Raw genomic sequence first — 16,107 nt, 5'->3', positions numbered from 1 at the left:
CCGTCAGCGCGGTGCGAGGGTGACCGTCACCGGGGTGCCGGGGCGGGTGTGCGGGAGCCGGACCGTCACGGTTCCCGCGCGGCCGTCCGCGGGCTGCTCGACCTCGACCCGGGCGCCGGCGGGGGAGACGGCGACCCGGACGCCGTGCGGGAACCCGGCGGGCGGCAGGACGAGTTCGGCGGCGCGTCCGCTGCCGTCGGCGTTCCAGCGCACGGTGGTGCCCGCGCTGTCGTCGTCGGCGCGGACGTCGGTGCCGGCGACGGCCACCGGGTACGGGCCGAAGGCGGGCTCGTCGCCGGGGGCGGGGTGCCCGGCGGGGTCGAGCGCGCAGTAGCCGCCGGTGCCCCGGCACCAGTACCACATGGTCCAGCCCTCGGCGAAGCCGTCCATCGCGGCGACCTGGCCGCGGACCAGCCGGGTGTTGCCCGGGGTGCGGGAGTTCGGCGGGCCCCACTCGCCGACCAGGACGGGCAGCCGGTGGGCGGTGGGGTAGCCGGTGATCGCGGCGGTGTACCGCTGGAGGAAGCCGTCCGCGGGGTTCCAGTCGGCGCCGTTCTCCACCGCGGTGTCGTAGAAGTGCGGGGCGTAGCCGAGCCGGGGCGCCCCGGGGCGGGGGTCGGTGAAGCCGGGAAGCCGGGTCGGTACGCCCTGGCCGACCAGGACCGTCGGTTCGACGAACAGCCAGGCGCGGGAGTCGGATCGGCGTACGGCGGCGATCAGGCGGCGGTACATGTCGGCGAGCCGGCCCTGTTCCAGGGTGGCGGAGGCGGCGGCGAGCACGGCCGGATCGCTTGGGTCGCCGTCCACCGGGCCGAACGGCTCGTTGAACAGGTCGTAGCCCAACAGGGAGCGGTGGCCGCGTAGTTCACGGGCGAGCCGGGTGTAGAAGTCGGCCTGCCAGGCGCGCAGGTCGGGGTCGTCGTAGAGGTGGCGGAAGGCGGCCTGGACGGCGGGCTGGAAGTAGCCGGCGAACCAGTCGTCCGGGTCGGGGGTGAAGGGCAGTCCGTCGTCGCGGGTGGCCCAGACCGGGATGCCGTTGGTGCCGCCGCCGAACTCCGGTCCGTAGACGTCCTGGTGGAAGTCGACCAGCACGAGCAGGCCCAGTCGGTCGGCGCGGTCCAGGAGTTGTCGGATCCGGTGCAGTTCGGCGGGGTCGAGCCGGCCGCGCCGGGGTTCCAGCCTGGTCCAGGAGACCGGCAGTCGGACCAGGGTGAAGCCCTGGGCGGCGACCGCGTCGAGGTCGGCCGGGGTGGCTTCGGCGTACTTGTCGAGGTTGAAGCCGCGCAGTCGGAGCCGGCGGCCCTGGGCGTCGGTGAGGGCGGTGCGGCCGTCCGGGCCGGTGGCCGTCCCGGTGGGGAAGCGGTCCGGGTGCCCGCCGCCGCGGGCCGCGGCGGAGGCCGAACCGGGGGCGGCGGTCAGGGCGGCTGTGACGGCGAGCAACAGGGCAACGGCGGTGCGGCGCAGGCGCATCGGGGACCTCGCACGGCGGGGGTGGGGCCCCGATGATGCCCCGGCCGCCGGGGGCGGCACAAGGGCCGTGCGCCAGGGATCCCGCGCCCAAGGGCCGTGCGGTGGCGGGGACTTGGGCCCGGAGGGGATCGGGGCCGGGTGCGTGGGCGCCCCGGGGAGGTCAGCCCGCTTCCGGGCTCGGCGGCTCGGCCGGGGCGGTCGCGGGCAGGGCTGCGGTGGGCAGGTCCGCGGCGGCGGCCAGGCGCCCCCAGAGCAGGTCGGCCAGCGCCTGCACCATGCGGGTGCGCGAGCAGGGCCTGGTCTCCAGCCACCAGTCGCCGGCGGCCAGCACCATGCCGGTGATGCCCCGGCCCCAGGCCTCGGCGAGCAGGTCGCGGTCGGCGCCGAGGTCGACCTGGTTCTGCACGGCGCGGGTGATCTCCTCGGCGATCTGCCGCAGGGCGGGGGCGAGGGCGTTGCCGGCGCCGCTCGGGTCGCCGGGCTCGGGGTGGGTGAGCAGCCGGTAGACCTGGGGGCGGGCCTCGATCCCGGCGAGGTAGGTGTCCAGGACGTGTTCGACCCGGTCGCGGCGCTCCAGCGGTTCGGCCAGGGCGGCGCGGACGGCGGCCAGCAGGCCGCTGGTGTGGCGGTCGGTCAGGGCCCGGATCAGGCCGTTCCGGTCGCCGAAGTGCCGGTAGAGGATCGGCTTGGTGATGCCGGCCTCGGCGGCGATGGCGTTCATGCTGGCGCTCGGCCCCTCGCGCTGGATGACCCGGTCGGCGGCGTTGAGCAGCTGCTCGCGGCGGGGCTCTCGGGACATGCGCTGCTCCTCGGGATTCTGGGCGGCCTGGGCGTTGACATCGGTTACCAATCAGTAGCAGACTCCGACGATGTTACCCCGGGTAACACCCCGGTGGGTCGTCATCCCTGCGTCGTTCACCTTCTGCGGAGGCAGCACCATGAGCAGCACGTTCTCGCTGGACCCGGGCGCGGACCAGCTCGCCGTACGCGACTGGCTGCACGGCTTCGCCGCCGACGTGATCCGTCCCGCCGCGGCCGAGTGGGACGAGCGCGAGGAGACCCCCTGGCCGATCATCCAGGAGGCCGCCAAGCTGGGCATCTACTCGCTGGACTTCTACGCCCAGCAGTACTTCGACCCCTCCGGCGTCGGCATCCCGATCGCCATGGAGGAGCTCTTCTGGGGCGACGCGGGCATCGGGCTGTCCATCGTCGGCACCACGCTGGCCGCCGTCGCCGTGCTCGCCAACGGCACCGACGAGCAGATCGGCACCTGGACCCCGCAGATGTTCGGCACCCCGGACGACGTCAAGGTGGCCGCCTTCTGCTCCTCCGAGCCGGACGCCGGCTCCGACGTCGGCGCGCTGCGCACCCGGGCCGTGTACGACGAGGCCAAGGACGAGTGGGTGCTGAACGGCACCAAGACCTGGGCCACCAACGGCGGGATCGCCGCCGTGCACGTGGTCGTCGCCACCGTCGACCCGGAGCTGGGCGCCCGCGGGCACGCCTCCTTCGTGGTCCCGCCGGGCACCCCGGGGCTGAGCCAGGGCCAGAAGTTCAAGAAGCACGGCATCCGCGCCTCGCACACCGCCGAGGTGGTGCTCGACGGCGTCCGGGTGCCTGGCAGCTGCCTGCTCGGCGGCAAGGAGAAGCTGGACGAGCGGCTGGCCCGGGCCCGGGAGGGCGTCAAGCGCGCGGGTGGCAAGGGCAACGCGGCGATGGCCACCTTCGAGGCCTCCCGCCCGGCCGTCGGGGCGCAGGCGATCGGCATCGCCCGGGCCGCGTACGAGGTGGCGCTGGACTACGCGAAGACCCGTGAGCAGTTCGGCCGCCCGATCATCGACAACCAGGGCGTGGCCTTCCAGCTCGCCGACATGAAGACCCGGATCGACGCGGCCCGGCTGCTGGTGTGGCGGGCGTCCTGGATGGCGGTCAACAACCAGCCGTTCACCTCGGCCGAGGGCTCGATGTCCAAGCTGTACGCGGGCGAGACGGCCAAGTTCGTCACCGCGCAGGCGATGCAGATCCTCGGCGGCAACGGCTTCACCCGGGAGTACCCGGTGGAGCGGATGCACCGGGACAGCGCGATCTACTCGATCTTCGAGGGGACCAGCGAGATCCAGCGGCTGGTCATCGCCCGGGCGATCTCGGGGATGCCGATCCGGTAGCCGGGACCGCTCGCGGGAGCCCGGCCCCAGCGGCTAGCGGGCGGCCCAGAAGGTGAGTCCGGCGGTGAGGGCGCCCACCGCCGCGCCGACGATCGTCTGCGCGGTGGTGTGGTCCCGCAGGACCACCCGGGACCAGCCGATCACCGCGACCAGCGGGTAGAGCAGCAGCCACAGCGGGCCGAGCGCGATGCCCAGGCAGGCCACCGCGCCGCCGGCGACGGCGGTGTGCACGGAGACCTTCCACCAGACGGTGATCACCAGGATCGGGACCAGCGAGGCGAACATCGCCGCCACCATCGCGGTGAGGTCGCGCGGGGCGTGGGCCCAGATCATCACCGCGAAGCTGACCGCGACCGAGCCCATGATGAACGGGATGACGGTCAGCCGGCGCCGGCGGTGGCCGACGTGGCGGTCCTCCAGGGTGCCCTTGCGGATGCCGCGCTGGATGAACAGGGTCGGGATGACGGCCGCGAACAGTGCCGCGAAGGCGGCCCAGCCGAGGCCGGGCCAGCCGTAGCGCAGGCCGCCGATCAGCAGGCAGACCGCGATGATCACGTTCTTCGGCTCGACGCCGTCGGTGACCCGGCGGGCCCAGATCGTCCGGCTGGTGGGGGCGGTCGTGGCCTCGGTGGTCATCGGGGTGGGTGCTCCGGGTCGGGACGGACGGTCGGCGGCTGGGAAGGTGACGGGCAGGCGGCAGGCGGCAGGCGGCAGGGGGGCAGACGGCCGGTGCGCCGGTCGGATGATCGTACGTGAGCCGCCGGTGCCGCCGCCCCTCGCGCCCGGCGTTCGCCGGTCAGAACCGCGGCGGGCGGCCGTCCAGGAAGGCGGCCAGCCCCTCGTGCACGTCCGAGGCCTCCCGGGAGCGCCGCTCCCAGGGCGCCAGCGCCTCGGCGGCCCGCTCCGCCGGGACGGCCAGCGCGGCCTTGACCGCGCCGATCGTCTGGGTCGAGCGGCTGGTCAGCAGCCGGGCGAACTCCAGTGCGGCGGCGTCCAGTTCGGCGTCCGGCAGGACCCGTTCCGCGAGGCCCAGCGGCAGCGCGTCCCGGCCGCGCACCAACTCGCCGGAGAACAGCAGGTACTTGGCCCGGGCCGGGCCGACCAGCCGGGCCAGGCGCAGGGTCGGCACCGCCGGGTAGACCACGCCGAGCTTGGCCGGGGTGATCCCCAGCCGGGCGTCCTCCGCGACGAAGCGCAGGTCGCAGGCGACGGCCAGCTGGCAGCCGCCGCCCACGCAGGCGCCGTGCACCACGGCGAGGGTCGGGTGGGGGAAGGCCGCGAGCGCCTCCTCGGCGGCCACGTTGACCGCGTGGTAGGCGTCCGCGCGCTGCGGATCGCCGTACACCTCGGCGAGTTCGGTGATGTCCGCGCCCGCGTTGAAGGTGTTCCCGGCGCCGGTCAGCAGCAGGGCGCGCACGCCCTCCTGCTCGGCCAGCTGGTCGAGGACCTTGGGCAGCGCCTGCCAGATCGCCAGGGTCACCGCGTTGCGGCGGTGCGGGCGGGCGAACTCCAGGACCGCGACGCCGTCCTCGCCGACGTAGGCGTTCAGGCCCTCGGCCTGGGCGGGCAGGGCTGAGCGGTCCCGCGTGAGCAGCGGCTGGTCCATGCGCACCTCCGGTCGTGGTGAGCCCACTCTCTCAGGCCGGGTCGGCGCAGTAGTCCCCGAGGCCGTGCTCGACCGAGGCGAAGGCGCGGCGGGCCTCTTCCAGCGCGGCGGGCAGGGCGGCGTCCGCGCGCTCGCCGGCCAGCATCCGGCGGTGGTTGCCGCCGACCAGGGCCAGCCGGACGGCCAGCAGCTGGGCGGCGGCGATGCGGGCGGTCAGCTCGTCGTGGGCCGGGTCCTGGGCGCACAGTTCCTCGGCCAGCAGGGCCTGGGCCTGCCGGCCGAAGCCGGCGGTGGCCCGCACGGTCAGCGCCGGGGTGGCGTGGACCAGCCGGATCACGTCCAGCACGACCTGATCGTCGTTCAGGCCGGTGGCCGGGTCCTTGCGCTCCAGCGCGGCCAGGAAGTTCTCGCGCAGTGCCGCGACCGCGGAAGTGCCCGGCGCGCGGTCGCGCACCGCCCGGGCCGGTTCGTCGAGGTGCTGCTCCATCGGGCCCATGACCAGGTCTTCCTTGGTCGGGAAGTAGTTGAAGACGGTCATCTTGGACACGTCGGCGGCGGCCGCGATCTCGGCCACCGAGACCTGGTCGAAGCCCCGTTCGGCGAACAGGCCGATGGCCGCGCGGAAGATCCGGATCCCGGTCTGGATCTTCTTGCGCTCGCGCAGCGGGAGCGCGTCGAGGTCGCGGTCGGGGCCGAGGTCCAAGCCGTGGTGGGTCGCCATGGGGGGACCGTACCAGGATCAAAGGTTGACCAGGCAGAAAGATTGGTCAGGCTGAAGAATTGACCGAGTCCAAGAATGCTGCCATGGTGGGTGCCGAGCCCGCCGGACCGCACCGGCCCGGGCCAACTCCACTGAATCCGGGGGGACTTCCCGATGGCATCCGCTGCCCAGACACCCGCTGCCCAGGCGCCCACTGCCCAGACGGCCGCTGCACCGGCACCCGCTGCACCGACGGCCGCTGCACCGACGGCCGGTCAGGGTGGATCCGCCCTGATGACGGCCGCCCAGCGAAAGCTCGGCATGCTGCTCTGCCTGCTGACGATCGTGCTGGCCGTGCTCGACTCCAACATCGTCTCGGCCGCCACCGTGCCGATCGTCCGCGACCTCGACCCGGTGCACGGCGTCGACCGGCTGCCCTGGCTGGTCAGCGCCTTCTCCCTGGCCGCCACCGCGCTGCTCCCGCTCTACGGCAAGCTGTGCGACGTGTACGGCGCCAAGCGGGTCCTGCTCGGCGCGGTCGGCAGCTTCCTGCTCGGCTCGGCGCTGTGCGGCGCCGCGCAGACGATGGGCGAGCTGATCGCCTTCCGGGCCGTCCAGGGCATCGGCGGCGGCGGGCTGATGAGCGTGACCATGGTGGTGATGGCCCAGCTCCAGGACCCGCAGGAGCGCAGCAGCGGCAAGGGCGGCGCGATGGGCGGGATCGTCGCGGGCCTCGGCATGGCGATCGGCCCGCTGGTCGGGGCGCTGTTCACCGACCACCTCGGCTGGCGCTGGATCTTCTACGTCAACCTGCCGCTCGGGCTGCTCGTGCTGGCCGGCTTCGCCCTGGCGCTCAAGCTGCCGGAGGCCGCCGAGCGGCGCGGCCTGGACTTCCTCGGCGCCACCCTGGCCGCCGCCTTCGCCACCGGGCTGCTGCTGGTCACCGAGTGGGGCGGCAAGGACTACGGCTGGACCTCCCCGGTGATCCTCGGCACGTCCGCCGCCACCCTGGCCGCGCTCGGCCTCTTCCTGTGGCGCCAGGCCACCGCCGCCGAGCCGGTGCTGCCGCTCTCGCTGTTCCGGATCCCGGTGGTGCGGATCGGCTTCGCCGTCCAGGGCCTGGTCGGGATGGGCATGATGGGCGCGATCGTCTACGTGATGATCTACCTGCAGGTCGCCCGGGGGATCGCCCCGACGACCGCCAGCCTCTACCTGATGCCGATGGCGGCCGGGATGACCGGGGCCGGACTGCTGGCCACCCGGCTGCTCGCCCGCGGGCACCGGGCGCGCACCTTCCTGGCGGCCGGCGCGGGCTGCTCGGTGGTCGCCCTGGGGCTGCTCGGGCTGAGCGGACCGGACACCCCGCTGTGGGCGGTGGGCGGTGAACTCGCCCTGCTCGGCGCCGGGTTCGGCCAGCTGATCGGACAGCTGATCACCCTGGTGCAGGACACCGCCCCGAGGCACCAGCTCGGCGTCGCCACCACCGGGATCCGGTTCTTCCAGACGCTGGGCAACGCCCTGGGGGCGGCGGTGTTCGGGACCGTGCTGTCCCGGGTGTTCGAGGCCGGCCGGCCCGGGTGGACGCTCGGCGCGGTACGGACGGTGACCGGCCCGGCGCGGGAGCAGGTGGTGCGGGGCTTCACCGACGCCGTGGACGTGGTCTTCCTGTCGGCGGGCGGGGTGATGGTCCTGGTGCTGCTGCTGGCGCTGCGGCTGCGCTCGGTGGAGACGGCCGGGGCCGGGGCCCCGGCGGAGGAGCCGGTGCCGGCGGCCTGAGCGGGGCCCGGCGAAACGGGGAGCGGGCGGGGCCCGGTGGACTGCGGGGGAGTCCACCGGGCCCCGCTCGTCGTGTGCCGGAGTACGGCCGGTCAGCCGCGGGCGGTGGTCCACTCCGAGGCGAGGATCGCCCAGATCTCCTTGTCGTGGCGGACGCCGTTGTGCAGGAACCACTCGCGCAGCACGCCGTCCCGCCGCATGCCGACCCGCTCGGCCACGGCCCGACTGCGGGCGTTGGCGGCCGAACACCACCACTCGGCGCGGTGCATGCCGCGGGTGGTGAAGGCGTGGTCGAGCAGCAGCCGGACGGCGGCGGTGACCAGCCCGCTGCCCTCGCCGGCCGGCTCGGTCCAGGCGCCGATCTCGCAGTTGCCGGTCCTGGTGTCGAAGTGCACGAACATCACGCCGCCGACCAGGGTGCCGTCCAGCCAGATGCCGAAGATCCGGCCGGAGTCGGTGGCCTGGCGGTCGGCGTAGCGCTGCAGGGTGGCGCGGGCCGAGTCCAGGTCGGTGGAGAAGGTGGCCCACGGGATCCACGGGTCGGTGTGGGCCCGGGCGCGGTCGATGTGGGCCAGGAACTCGGGGGCCTGCCAGGGTTCGAGGGGGCGCAGTTCGGCGTTCTCGGCGAGGGCGACGGAAAACACGGGCGGGCCTTTCACGGTGGTGCGGCGGGCTGTCGGGATCATTCATAACAAACGTTTGGTATGTACGATAGCCCCCATGACGCCACCCCGCGGAGACCATGACGCCCGCCGCTCGGAAGTCTCCGAGGGGGTGTGGCGAGTGCTCTCCACCCGGGGCTTCGAGGGGCTCACGCTGCGCGCGGTGGCGGCCGAACTGGGCGCCTCCACCGGGCTGTTGACCCACTACTTCCCGAACAAGCGGGCGCTGCTGAGCCACGCCCTGGAGGAGCTCGACCGGCGCTCCGCCGCCCGGCCCCGGCGACTGGCGCCCGTCGACGGCACCCCGCCGCCGCCCGCCGGGCTGGCCCGGCTGCGGGCCGCGCTGCTCGACGTCCTGCCGCTGGACGAGGCGACCGAGGCCGGCAACCGGATCTGGGTCAGCTCCTGGGACGTCGCTCTGGCGGACCCGGAGCTGGCGGCCGCGCACGCGGAGCGCTACGCCCGCTCGCGGGTGGCGCTCACGGCGCACGTGGCGGACGCCCAGCGGCTCGGCGAGCTCCCGCCCGGGGCCGACCCCGCCGGGCTCGCGGCGGGGGCCCAGGCCTTCGTGCTCGGGCTGGTGGTGCAGTCGCTGTTCGCCCCGGCGGAGTTCCCGGCCGAGCGCCAGATCGCACTGCTCGACGCCTATCTCGCCGGGCTGGTCGCTTAGGGCCTGCCCGGGGGCCGCGGCTCACGGACCGGCCGGGCGCCCTTCCCGGGTGCCGGCCTGCCAGGCTTTCTCCGGATTCGCCGGCGGCCGGTCGGGCCGGGCCTGTTCCGTTCAGGGGCGGGGGATTCGCCCGGAATTCCGGCTTTTCCGCCAGGGCCGCCTTTCGGGGCGGCCGCCCACGCATTGTCACGGGTTATGCGCAGCGAGTGGGGGATTACCCGGAGATCCGGAACAACCACGGAAAGTGTTCACGGGCGCGTGGCCTGCGGAATTGCAGGGTGGCGCCCCCAGCAGGATTCGAACCTGCGACCTACCGCTTAGAAGGCGGGTGCTCTATCCGCTGAGCTATGGGGGCGGGACGGACGGCGCCCTGGCGGGCGTGACCGTGGCCGGGATCGGGCGACGAGCGCTGGGGGCGCGCGTTGTCCGGCCCCGCACCTGAGGGGGTTGGGGTGGGGGTTGGTGGGCCCTCGCCCTGTCGGGGACAGGATAAGGGTGTCCAGTTCCTCAGCCGGGTGTGACGACACCGTCGTTGGTGTGTCGGTTCGGTGGAGCGGTCCGATAATCGCAGGTGGAGACCGTGCGTGCAGCGGTCTGGGACAGTTCAGGGCCGGACGTTGTGCAGTCGTTACGGGGCTGCCTCCTCACCCGTTATGGATTCGACACGGAGAATGTCCCGCCGCCGGTGCGGGTGGGGGCCCTATTCGGCTTGCTCCGGTCGGATGACGTGCGCGGACGGCTCCCGGCGGGGCTGCGGCCGCGCTCCTGCGGCGGCCGCGATCTGCCGGTTTGTTGTCATGAGCGCGAAGACGGTGGCCGATCCGGCGGTGCACGAAGGCCGAAATTCACCCCTGCGAGTGACAGCTCTTTTTCACCCTGCCGATCGGCCTACTAGTTGTCCACAGGATTTCGGAACCCGGTGGCAGGGATTTCCTCCGGGGCGCACTCTCAACTCGCACCGCTCGATTCCGTACGGTGCATCGGCGAGAACGGAGAGTGCGCCGTGAGCGAGACGTATGTGACGGTGATCGGCAATGTCGCGACCGAGGTGAGCTACGGGGAGACGTCCGGCGGGGTGCCGATGGCGAACTTCCGGCTCGGCTTCACCGAGCGGCGGTACGACCGGGAGCGGGCCTGTTGGGTGGACGGCGAGGCGCAGTGGCTGAGGGTGACGGCCTGGCGGGCGCTCGCGGTGAACCTGATCGGCTCGTTGTCCAAGGGCGATCCGGTGCTGGTGACCGGCCGGCTGCGGATGCACGAGTGGACGGAAGGGGAGGTGAAGCACAGCCGGGTCGAGATCAACGCCCGGTCGGTCGGGCACGATCTCACCCGCGGCACGGCGGCGTTCCGGTGGGCGACGGGGGTGCGGGGGCAGCCCTCGGGTGCGGCCGGCGGTGCCGGGGTGGAGGGAGAGAGCGAGCCGGTGCCCGGATGGATCGTCAACGCGCTGGAGTCGCGCCGGGCCTCGGCGGCGGCCGCGGCGCCCCGTTCGCCCGAGGTGCCGGCCGGTGTGTGCGAGGTGACGGGGCAGCAGGAAACCGTGTCCGAGCGGCAGCGGGGAGGTGAAGACCGGGCGGCGCCGAGCTGACCGGTCGATGACCTTCCCTGTCGACAAATATGTTGATCGAGAAGGCGGTTGCGCCCGCACGCGCAATATCGACCGGATAACGGAAAGTCAGGAGGAGATTCTGGCGAAGCGTCAGCTTGTGTGGATCCTGAGTGGGTTGATAACGATCCAGATACGGAATCGTCCTGATTTCGCATGGGGGTTTCGAGGATCCTGAGGCTCAATAGGATTCGTCTGGTTCACACCCGCAGCAGTGCCACAGGGGGCACGCGCGGCACGGCAAGTCGGCGGGCTGCCCACTCGGCGCGGCCCGCTCCGGAGGGATCCCAGATGTTCAACAGGCAGGGGCGGAGTCTGTCCCGCATAAGCACTGTCATGCTCACGACCAGTTTGGCGCTGGGTGGAGGGCTGTTCGCGGCCGGTGCGGCGGCCGCAGCGGACCCCGCTTCGGGCGTGACCAAGGCCGTGATCCAGAAGACCATGGTGTCCGAGAAGGTCGACGTCGTGGGCAAGGGGACGGTCGACGCCGGCCTCTTCACCCTCAAGACGAGCGACGGCGGTCTGCTGCAGACCTACTGCATCGACTTCGACAACCCGGTGTACCTCGACAGCGGTGCGCAGTACCACGAGGCGGACTGGGCGGCGAGCTCCCTCGGCGCCAACGCCAAGGCCCCCATGATCCGGTGGATCCTGGACAACTCCTACCCGCACGTGAACCTGACGGCGCTGGCCGCGGCCATCAAGGTCGAGAGCCTGACCGCCGAGGACGCCGCCGCCGGCACCCAGGCCGCGATCTGGAAGTTCTCGGACGACAAGAGCGTCACCCTGCACAAGACGAACGCCACCAAGCTGCGCGACTACCTGGTCGGCGACGCCAACAAGGGCATCGCCGCCGAGCCGAAGCCCTCGCTGACCCTGACCCCGGACTCGCTCTCCGGCAAGTCCGGCGGCAAGATCGGCCCGTTCACCCTCAACTCCAGCGCCACCGAGGTGAAGCTGTCCGTCGCCGGCCCCGCCGCCGACAAGGCCAAGCTGGTGGACAAGGACGGCAAGCCGGTCGGCGCCGCCCTGACCGGTCCGATCGCCAAGGACACCCAGCTGTTCCTGGACGTGCCGGGCGGCACCCCGGACGGCGCGGTCACCCTCAACGCGAACGCCTCGACCGTCGTGCCCAGCGGCCGGGTCTTCATGACCGACGTGGACGCCGACGGCAACCACAGCCAGACCATGATCCTGGCAAGCTCCGACAAGCTCAGCGTCAACGCCGCCGCCAAGGCCACCTGGAAGCAGGGCAAGGGCGCGCTGGTCGACAGCAGCGCCAAGGTCGAGTGCGCCAAGAACGGCGTGACCGTCTCCGTCACCAACAGCGGTGACGAGGCCGCCACCGTCACGGTCGACAAGCAGCAGGTGACCGTGCAGCCCGGCAAGACCGAGACCGTGCTCGTCAAGGTCGCCGAGAAGGCCAAGTACGACATCAAGGTGTCCGGCCCGAACGGCTACACCAACGAGTTCACCGGTGTGCTGGACTGCAAGGTCGGCGTGACCCCGAGCTCCGCCCCGACCACCCCGGCCGCCACCGGCACCGCCACCGCCAAGCCCTCGGGCAGCCCGAGCACCGGTGCCGCCCAGCCCGTCCCGTCGACCACCAGCGCCGCCCCGGGCACCGGTGGTCTGGCCCAGACCGGTGCCAACAGCAACACCCCGCTGCTGGCCGGCATCGCCGGAGCCCTGGTCGTCGCCGGTGGCGCCGCGGTCTTCTTCCTGCGTCGCCGTGGCCGCCACGGTGGCAACGCCGCCTGATCCGGTAGCGCCCATCCGGTAGCACCCATCCGGTAGCACCCGCCGGCGGCACCGCTTGATGCCGCTCGGCCACGGCCCGGTTCTCCCGCACCCGCTGCGGGAGAACCGGGCCGTCGGCGTTCCGGCAGGTGGGGCGGGAGAAGCGGTCACCGTGGGCGCACGGCCCGTCCGCCGTACCCCCGGCGGGGGTCACCCGGGCGGTTCGGGGCTCCCGGCCGGGTGCGGCACAATGGAAGGCTGCAAGCCGAATTACTCCCGACGACGCCGGAGCGATCTCACGTGGCGGAATACATCTACACGATGCGCAAGGTGCGCAAGGCTCACGGAGACAAGGTCATCCTTGACGACGTGACGCTCAGCTTCCTCCCCGGAGCGAAGATCGGCGTCGTGGGCCCCAACGGTGCCGGTAAGTCGACCGTGCTGAAGATGATGGCCGGCCTGGAGCAGCCCTCCAACGGCGACGCCTTCCTCTCGCCCGGCTTCACCGTCGGCATGCTCCTCCAGGAGCCGCCGCTGGACGAGTCCAAGACCGTCCTGGAGAACGTCGAGGACGGCGTCAAGGAGATCAAGGGGAAGCTCAACCGCTTCAACGAGATCGCCGAGCTGATGGCGACCGACTACTCGGACGCCCTGCTGGAGGAGATGGGCAAGCTCCAGGAGGACCTCGACCACGCCGAGGCCTGGGACCTGGACGCCCAGCTGGAGCAGGCCATGGACGCCCTGGGCTGCCCGCCCGGCGACTGGCCGGTCACCAAGCTCTCCGGTGGTGAGAAGCGCCGCGTCGCGCTCTGCAAGCTGCTGCTGGAGGCCCCCGACCTGCTGCTGCTCGACGAGCCCACCAACCACCTGGACGCCGAGTCGGTGAACTGGCTGGAGCAGCACCTGGAGAAGTACAAGGGCACCGTCGTGGCCGTCACCCACGACCGGTACTTCCTGGACAACGTCGCCGAGTGGATCCTGGAGCTCGACCGCGGCCGCGCCTACCCGTACGAGGGCAACTACTCCACCTACCTGGAGACCAAGCAGTCCCGTCTCAAGGTCGAGGGCCAGAAGGACGCCAAGCGCGCCAAGCGGCTCAAGGAGGAGCTGGAGTGGGTCCGCTCCAACGCCAAGGGCCGTCAGGCGAAGTCCAAGGCCCGCCTCGCCCGTTACGAGGAGATGGCGGCCGAGGCCGACAAGATGCGGAAGCTGGACTTCGAGGAGATCCAGATCCCGCCGGGCCCGCGCCTGGGCAACGTCGTCATCGAGGTCGAGAACCTCAACAAGGCCTTCGGCGAGAAGGTCCTGATCGACGACCTGAGCTTCACCCTGCCGCGCAACGGCATCGTCGGCATCATCGGCCCGAACGGCGCCGGCAAGACCACCCTGTTCAAGATGCTCCAGGACCTGGAGACCCCGGACAGCGGCACGGTCAAGGTCGGCGAGACCGTCAAGATCAGCTACGTCGACCAGACCCGCTCCAACATCGACCCGAAGAAGACCCTCTGGGAGGTCGTCTCCGACGGTCTGGACTGGATCAACGTCGGCCAGGTCGAGATGCCGTCCCGCGCCTACGTGTCCGCCTTCGGCTTCAAGGGCCCGGACCAGCAGAAGCCGGCCGGCGTGCTCTCCGGCGGTGAGCGCAACCGCCTGAACCTGGCGCTCACCCTCAAGCAGGGCGGCAACCTGCTGCTCCTCGACGAGCCCACCAACGACCTCGACGTCGAGACGCTCTCCTCGCTGGAGAACGCCCTGCTGGAGTTCCCCGGCTGCGCCGTGGTCATCTCCCACGACCGCTGGTTCCTGGACCGAGTGGCCACCCACATCCTCGCCTACGAGGGCGACAGCAAGTGGTTCTGGTTCGAGGGCAACTTCGAGTCGTACGAGAAGAACAAGGTCGAGCGACTGGGCGCCGACGCCGCCCGTCCGCACCGGGCCACGTACAAGAAGCTGACCCGAGGCTGACATCCAGCTGTCACGACGGCCCGGCAGACTGCCCCTTTGGGGGGCCTGCCGGGCCGCGGCCAGCCGTCACCGCCGGCCGTCGCCGAGAGGGCGTCGGCCGGCGACCGGACACCGAGGAGAACACCCGTGGCTCGCCACATCTACGCCTGCCCGCTGCGCTGGTCCGACATGGACGCCTTCGGGCACGTCAACAACGTGGTCTTCCTGCGCTACCTGGAGGAGGCCCGGATCGACTTCATGTTCACCCAGGCCGCCGAGGCCGGCGCCGGGGAGTTCGCGGGCGGCTCGGTGGTGGCCCGCCACGAGATCGACTACAAGCGGCCGCTGGTGCACCGGCCGGAGCCGGTCACCGTCGAGACCCGGGTGACCCACATCGGCAGCGCCTCGCTGACCGTCTCCTACGACATCAAGGACGTCCACCCGGACGGCTCCGAGACGGTGTACGTCCGGGCCTCCACCGTGGTGGTGCCCTACGACCTGGCCGAGGGCCGGCCGCGCCGGATCTCGCCGGTGGAGCGGGAGTTCCTGTCCCGGTTCATGGACGAGGCCCCGGCCGTCGCGGCAGTCTGAAAGCCCCAGGAAGTCCCAGGACCCCGACCCGATTGAGCTGAGCCGCGTTGACCGTCACCGCCCGCCTCGCCCTGACCGACACCGGTGAGGCCGCCGACCTCTCCGCCTTCCTGCTGCGCCTGCTGCGCTTCGACAAGGCGGCGGCCGTGCGGCTGCAGGCGGTCGGTCCGTCCGGGGAGGACGGCGTGCTGGCGGTCTTCGGGCGGCTGCCGCTGGGCGGCTCGGGCGCGCTGGCGATCCGCACCGTCCGGCTGAGCGGCCTGGACGAGCCGGTCGACCTGACCGTCTCGGCGGGGCAGTTGCTGGACGGCGTGGACGCCGAGGCGGGCGCCGTCGCACTGCCGGGGCCGGTGACCGGCCCGGCCTGGGCCGGGCTGCTGCCGCCGCGGGCCGGCTGGCTGCCGGTCGGCGCCCCGCCGGTGGCCGAGGTGTACCCGGAACTGATGGCCGGGGTGCGGGAGTTCCGCGAGCGCAGCGAGGCCGTCCCGGCGCACCACCGCACCCGCGCGGTGCTGGACCAGCTGGCGGACGAGATCTGGTCCCGGCCGGTCGGGGCACTGCCGGAGCTGCCGCTGCGCGCTGCGCACGCCGCGTACGTGATCGGCTTCCTGAAGCCCGGCGCCCCGCTCTCGGTGCACCGGGCGGGCGGCTGGCTGCGGCTGAGCGCCCCGGCGGGCTCGGTGGTGGTGCGGACCGCGGCCGCGCCGGGCGCGGGGCTGGGGCTCAGCCCGCTCCGGTGACGGTCGGCCCGGCTCAGCCCGGGGTGTTGATCATCGACGCGGCGGCGTACGTCAGGTAGTCGAGCAGCTGCCGCTCGTGCTCGGCGGGCAGCTCCAGGCTGGCCACGGCCGCGCGCATGTGGGTCAGCCAGGCGTCGTGCGCGGCCTTGTCGACCTTGAACGGCGCGTGGCGCATCCGCAGCCGCGGGTGGCCGCGCCGGTCGCTGTAGGTGCGCGGCCCGCCCCAGTACTGCATCAGGAACAGCGCCATCCGCTCCTCGGCCGGGCCGAGGTCCTCCTCGGGGTACATCGGCCGCAGCAACTCGTCCTCGGCGATGCCCTCGTAGAAGCGGCGGACCAGACGCCGGAAGGTCGGCTCACCGCCGACCTGGTCGTAGAAGGTCTCCTCGCTGAACGTGTCCCGTCCGATCTCTGTCACCCGACCATGGTCGCAGACG

General features: G+C 72.5%; 15 protein-coding genes and 1 tRNA gene. 8 read left to right on the top strand and 8 right to left on the bottom strand.

Going from position 1 to position 16,107, the window contains the following annotated elements; genetic code table 11:
• Positions 1–3: 3 nt before the first annotated feature.
• Both ACZ6Z8_RS32600 and ACZ6Z8_RS32595 read right to left on the bottom strand, forming a co-directional pair.
• The gene (locus tag ACZ6Z8_RS32600) at positions 4–1,470 is read right to left on the bottom strand and encodes a cellulase family glycosylhydrolase (protein WP_465613640.1); all 1,467 of its coding nucleotides are present in this window, start codon (positions 1,468–1,470) and stop codon (positions 4–6) included.
• A 160-nt stretch (positions 1,471–1,630) separates the two neighbouring features.
• A complete protein-coding gene (locus ACZ6Z8_RS32595) occupies positions 1,631–2,269 on the bottom strand; it encodes a TetR family transcriptional regulator (protein WP_465613639.1) in 639 nt (212 codons plus the stop codon).
• 139 nt (positions 2,270–2,408) lie between these two features.
• On the opposite strand from ACZ6Z8_RS32595, the gene ACZ6Z8_RS32590 reads away from it, so the two are divergent.
• Positions 2,409–3,635 (top strand): acyl-CoA dehydrogenase family protein, encoded by a 1,227-nt coding sequence (locus tag ACZ6Z8_RS32590; protein WP_465613638.1) that lies wholly within the window; start codon positions 2,409–2,411, stop codon positions 3,633–3,635.
• A gap of 33 nt (positions 3,636–3,668) precedes the next feature.
• Here the strand turns inward: ACZ6Z8_RS32590 and ACZ6Z8_RS32585 are convergent, their stop codons facing one another.
• From ACZ6Z8_RS32585 to ACZ6Z8_RS32575, 3 genes are all read right to left on the bottom strand, one after another.
• Positions 3,669–4,271, bottom strand: a complete 603-nt coding sequence (locus ACZ6Z8_RS32585; RefSeq protein WP_465613637.1) for a hypothetical protein — start codon at positions 4,269–4,271, stop codon at positions 3,669–3,671.
• A gap of 160 nt (positions 4,272–4,431) precedes the next feature.
• Complete coding sequence (locus ACZ6Z8_RS32580; RefSeq protein WP_465613636.1) at positions 4,432–5,241, bottom strand: enoyl-CoA hydratase/isomerase family protein; 810 nt, start codon at positions 5,239–5,241, stop codon at positions 4,432–4,434.
• Between the two features lie 31 nt (positions 5,242–5,272).
• Complete coding sequence (locus ACZ6Z8_RS32575) at positions 5,273–5,962, bottom strand: TetR/AcrR family transcriptional regulator (RefSeq protein WP_465613635.1); 690 nt, start codon at positions 5,960–5,962, stop codon at positions 5,273–5,275.
• Between the two features lie 273 nt (positions 5,963–6,235).
• On the opposite strand from ACZ6Z8_RS32575, the gene ACZ6Z8_RS32570 reads away from it, so the two are divergent.
• Positions 6,236–7,717, top strand: coding sequence for an MFS transporter (locus ACZ6Z8_RS32570; RefSeq protein ID WP_465613634.1), 1,482 nt, complete (start codon positions 6,236–6,238; stop codon positions 7,715–7,717).
• 92 nt (positions 7,718–7,809) lie between these two features.
• Here ACZ6Z8_RS32570 and ACZ6Z8_RS32565 read toward each other — a convergent pair whose 3' ends face one another.
• Positions 7,810–8,361 (bottom strand): GNAT family N-acetyltransferase, encoded by a 552-nt coding sequence (locus ACZ6Z8_RS32565; protein ID WP_465613633.1) that lies wholly within the window; start codon positions 8,359–8,361, stop codon positions 7,810–7,812.
• Positions 8,362–8,437: 76 nt separating this feature from the next.
• Between ACZ6Z8_RS32565 and ACZ6Z8_RS32560 the strand changes: the two genes are divergently transcribed.
• Positions 8,438–9,049, top strand: a complete 612-nt coding sequence (locus tag ACZ6Z8_RS32560; protein ID WP_465613632.1) for a TetR/AcrR family transcriptional regulator — start codon at positions 8,438–8,440, stop codon at positions 9,047–9,049.
• A 279-nt stretch (positions 9,050–9,328) separates the two neighbouring features.
• Here ACZ6Z8_RS32560 and ACZ6Z8_RS32555 read toward each other — a convergent pair.
• Positions 9,329–9,404, bottom strand: a tRNA-Arg gene (locus ACZ6Z8_RS32555).
• Between the two features lie 648 nt (positions 9,405–10,052).
• Between ACZ6Z8_RS32555 and ACZ6Z8_RS32550 the strand changes: the two genes are divergently transcribed.
• The 5 genes from ACZ6Z8_RS32550 to ACZ6Z8_RS32530 all read left to right on the top strand — a co-directional run bounded on the left by ACZ6Z8_RS32550 (position 10,053) and on the right by ACZ6Z8_RS32530 (position 15,670).
• Positions 10,053–10,637, top strand: a complete 585-nt coding sequence (locus ACZ6Z8_RS32550) for a single-stranded DNA-binding protein (RefSeq protein WP_465613631.1) — start codon at positions 10,053–10,055, stop codon at positions 10,635–10,637.
• A gap of 354 nt (positions 10,638–10,991) precedes the next feature.
• On the top strand, positions 10,992–12,416 hold the full coding sequence (locus ACZ6Z8_RS32545) for a Cys-Gln thioester bond-forming surface protein (RefSeq protein ID WP_465613630.1): 1,425 nt from the start codon (positions 10,992–10,994) through the stop codon (positions 12,414–12,416).
• A gap of 279 nt (positions 12,417–12,695) precedes the next feature.
• Entirely contained in the window at positions 12,696–14,360 is a 1,665-nt protein-coding gene (gene ettA / locus ACZ6Z8_RS32540) for an energy-dependent translational throttle protein EttA (RefSeq protein ID WP_072654575.1), read from the top strand.
• Positions 14,361–14,486: 126 nt separating this feature from the next.
• Positions 14,487–14,930 (top strand): acyl-CoA thioesterase, encoded by a 444-nt coding sequence (locus tag ACZ6Z8_RS32535; RefSeq protein WP_030289101.1) that lies wholly within the window; start codon positions 14,487–14,489, stop codon positions 14,928–14,930.
• A gap of 47 nt (positions 14,931–14,977) precedes the next feature.
• A complete protein-coding gene (locus tag ACZ6Z8_RS32530) occupies positions 14,978–15,670 on the top strand; it encodes a DUF8010 domain-containing protein (RefSeq protein WP_465613629.1) in 693 nt (230 codons plus the stop codon).
• A 13-nt stretch (positions 15,671–15,683) separates the two neighbouring features.
• Here ACZ6Z8_RS32530 and ACZ6Z8_RS32525 read toward each other — a convergent pair whose 3' ends face one another.
• Complete coding sequence (locus tag ACZ6Z8_RS32525; RefSeq protein WP_465613628.1) at positions 15,684–16,088, bottom strand: globin; 405 nt, start codon at positions 16,086–16,088, stop codon at positions 15,684–15,686.
• Between the last annotated feature and the right edge of the window lie 19 nt (positions 16,089–16,107).

It is taken from the genome of Kitasatospora sp. NPDC101108, from assembly GCF_055584725.1.
The sequence above is the reverse complement of the archived record's forward strand: the minus strand, read 5'-3'. Positions and strand labels throughout refer to the sequence as shown.

Bases quoted from the DNA above. Each gene is read 5' to 3' on its own strand.
- ACZ6Z8_RS32595 (WP_465613639.1), bottom strand. From the start codon at position 2,269: ATGTCCCGAGAGCCCCGCCGCGAGCAGCTGCTCAACGCCGCCGACCGG.
- ACZ6Z8_RS32545 (WP_465613630.1), top strand. From the start codon at position 10,992: ATGCTCACGACCAGTTTGGCGCTGGGTGGAGGGCTGTTCGCGGCCGGT.
- ACZ6Z8_RS32585 (WP_465613637.1), bottom strand. From the start codon at position 4,271: ATGACCACCGAGGCCACGACCGCCCCCACCAGCCGGACGATCTGGGCC.
- ACZ6Z8_RS32575 (WP_465613635.1), bottom strand. From the start codon at position 5,962: ATGGCGACCCACCACGGCTTGGACCTCGGCCCCGACCGCGACCTCGAC.
- ACZ6Z8_RS32580 (WP_465613636.1), bottom strand. From the start codon at position 5,241: ATGGACCAGCCGCTGCTCACGCGGGACCGCTCAGCCCTGCCCGCCCAG.
- ACZ6Z8_RS32560 (WP_465613632.1), top strand. From the start codon at position 8,438: ATGACGCCACCCCGCGGAGACCATGACGCCCGCCGCTCGGAAGTCTCC.
- ACZ6Z8_RS32600 (WP_465613640.1), bottom strand. From the start codon at position 1,470: ATGCGCCTGCGCCGCACCGCCGTTGCCCTGTTGCTCGCCGTCACAGCC.
- ACZ6Z8_RS32570 (WP_465613634.1), top strand. From the start codon at position 6,236: ATGACGGCCGCCCAGCGAAAGCTCGGCATGCTGCTCTGCCTGCTGACG.
- ACZ6Z8_RS32590 (WP_465613638.1), top strand. From the start codon at position 2,409: ATGAGCAGCACGTTCTCGCTGGACCCGGGCGCGGACCAGCTCGCCGTA.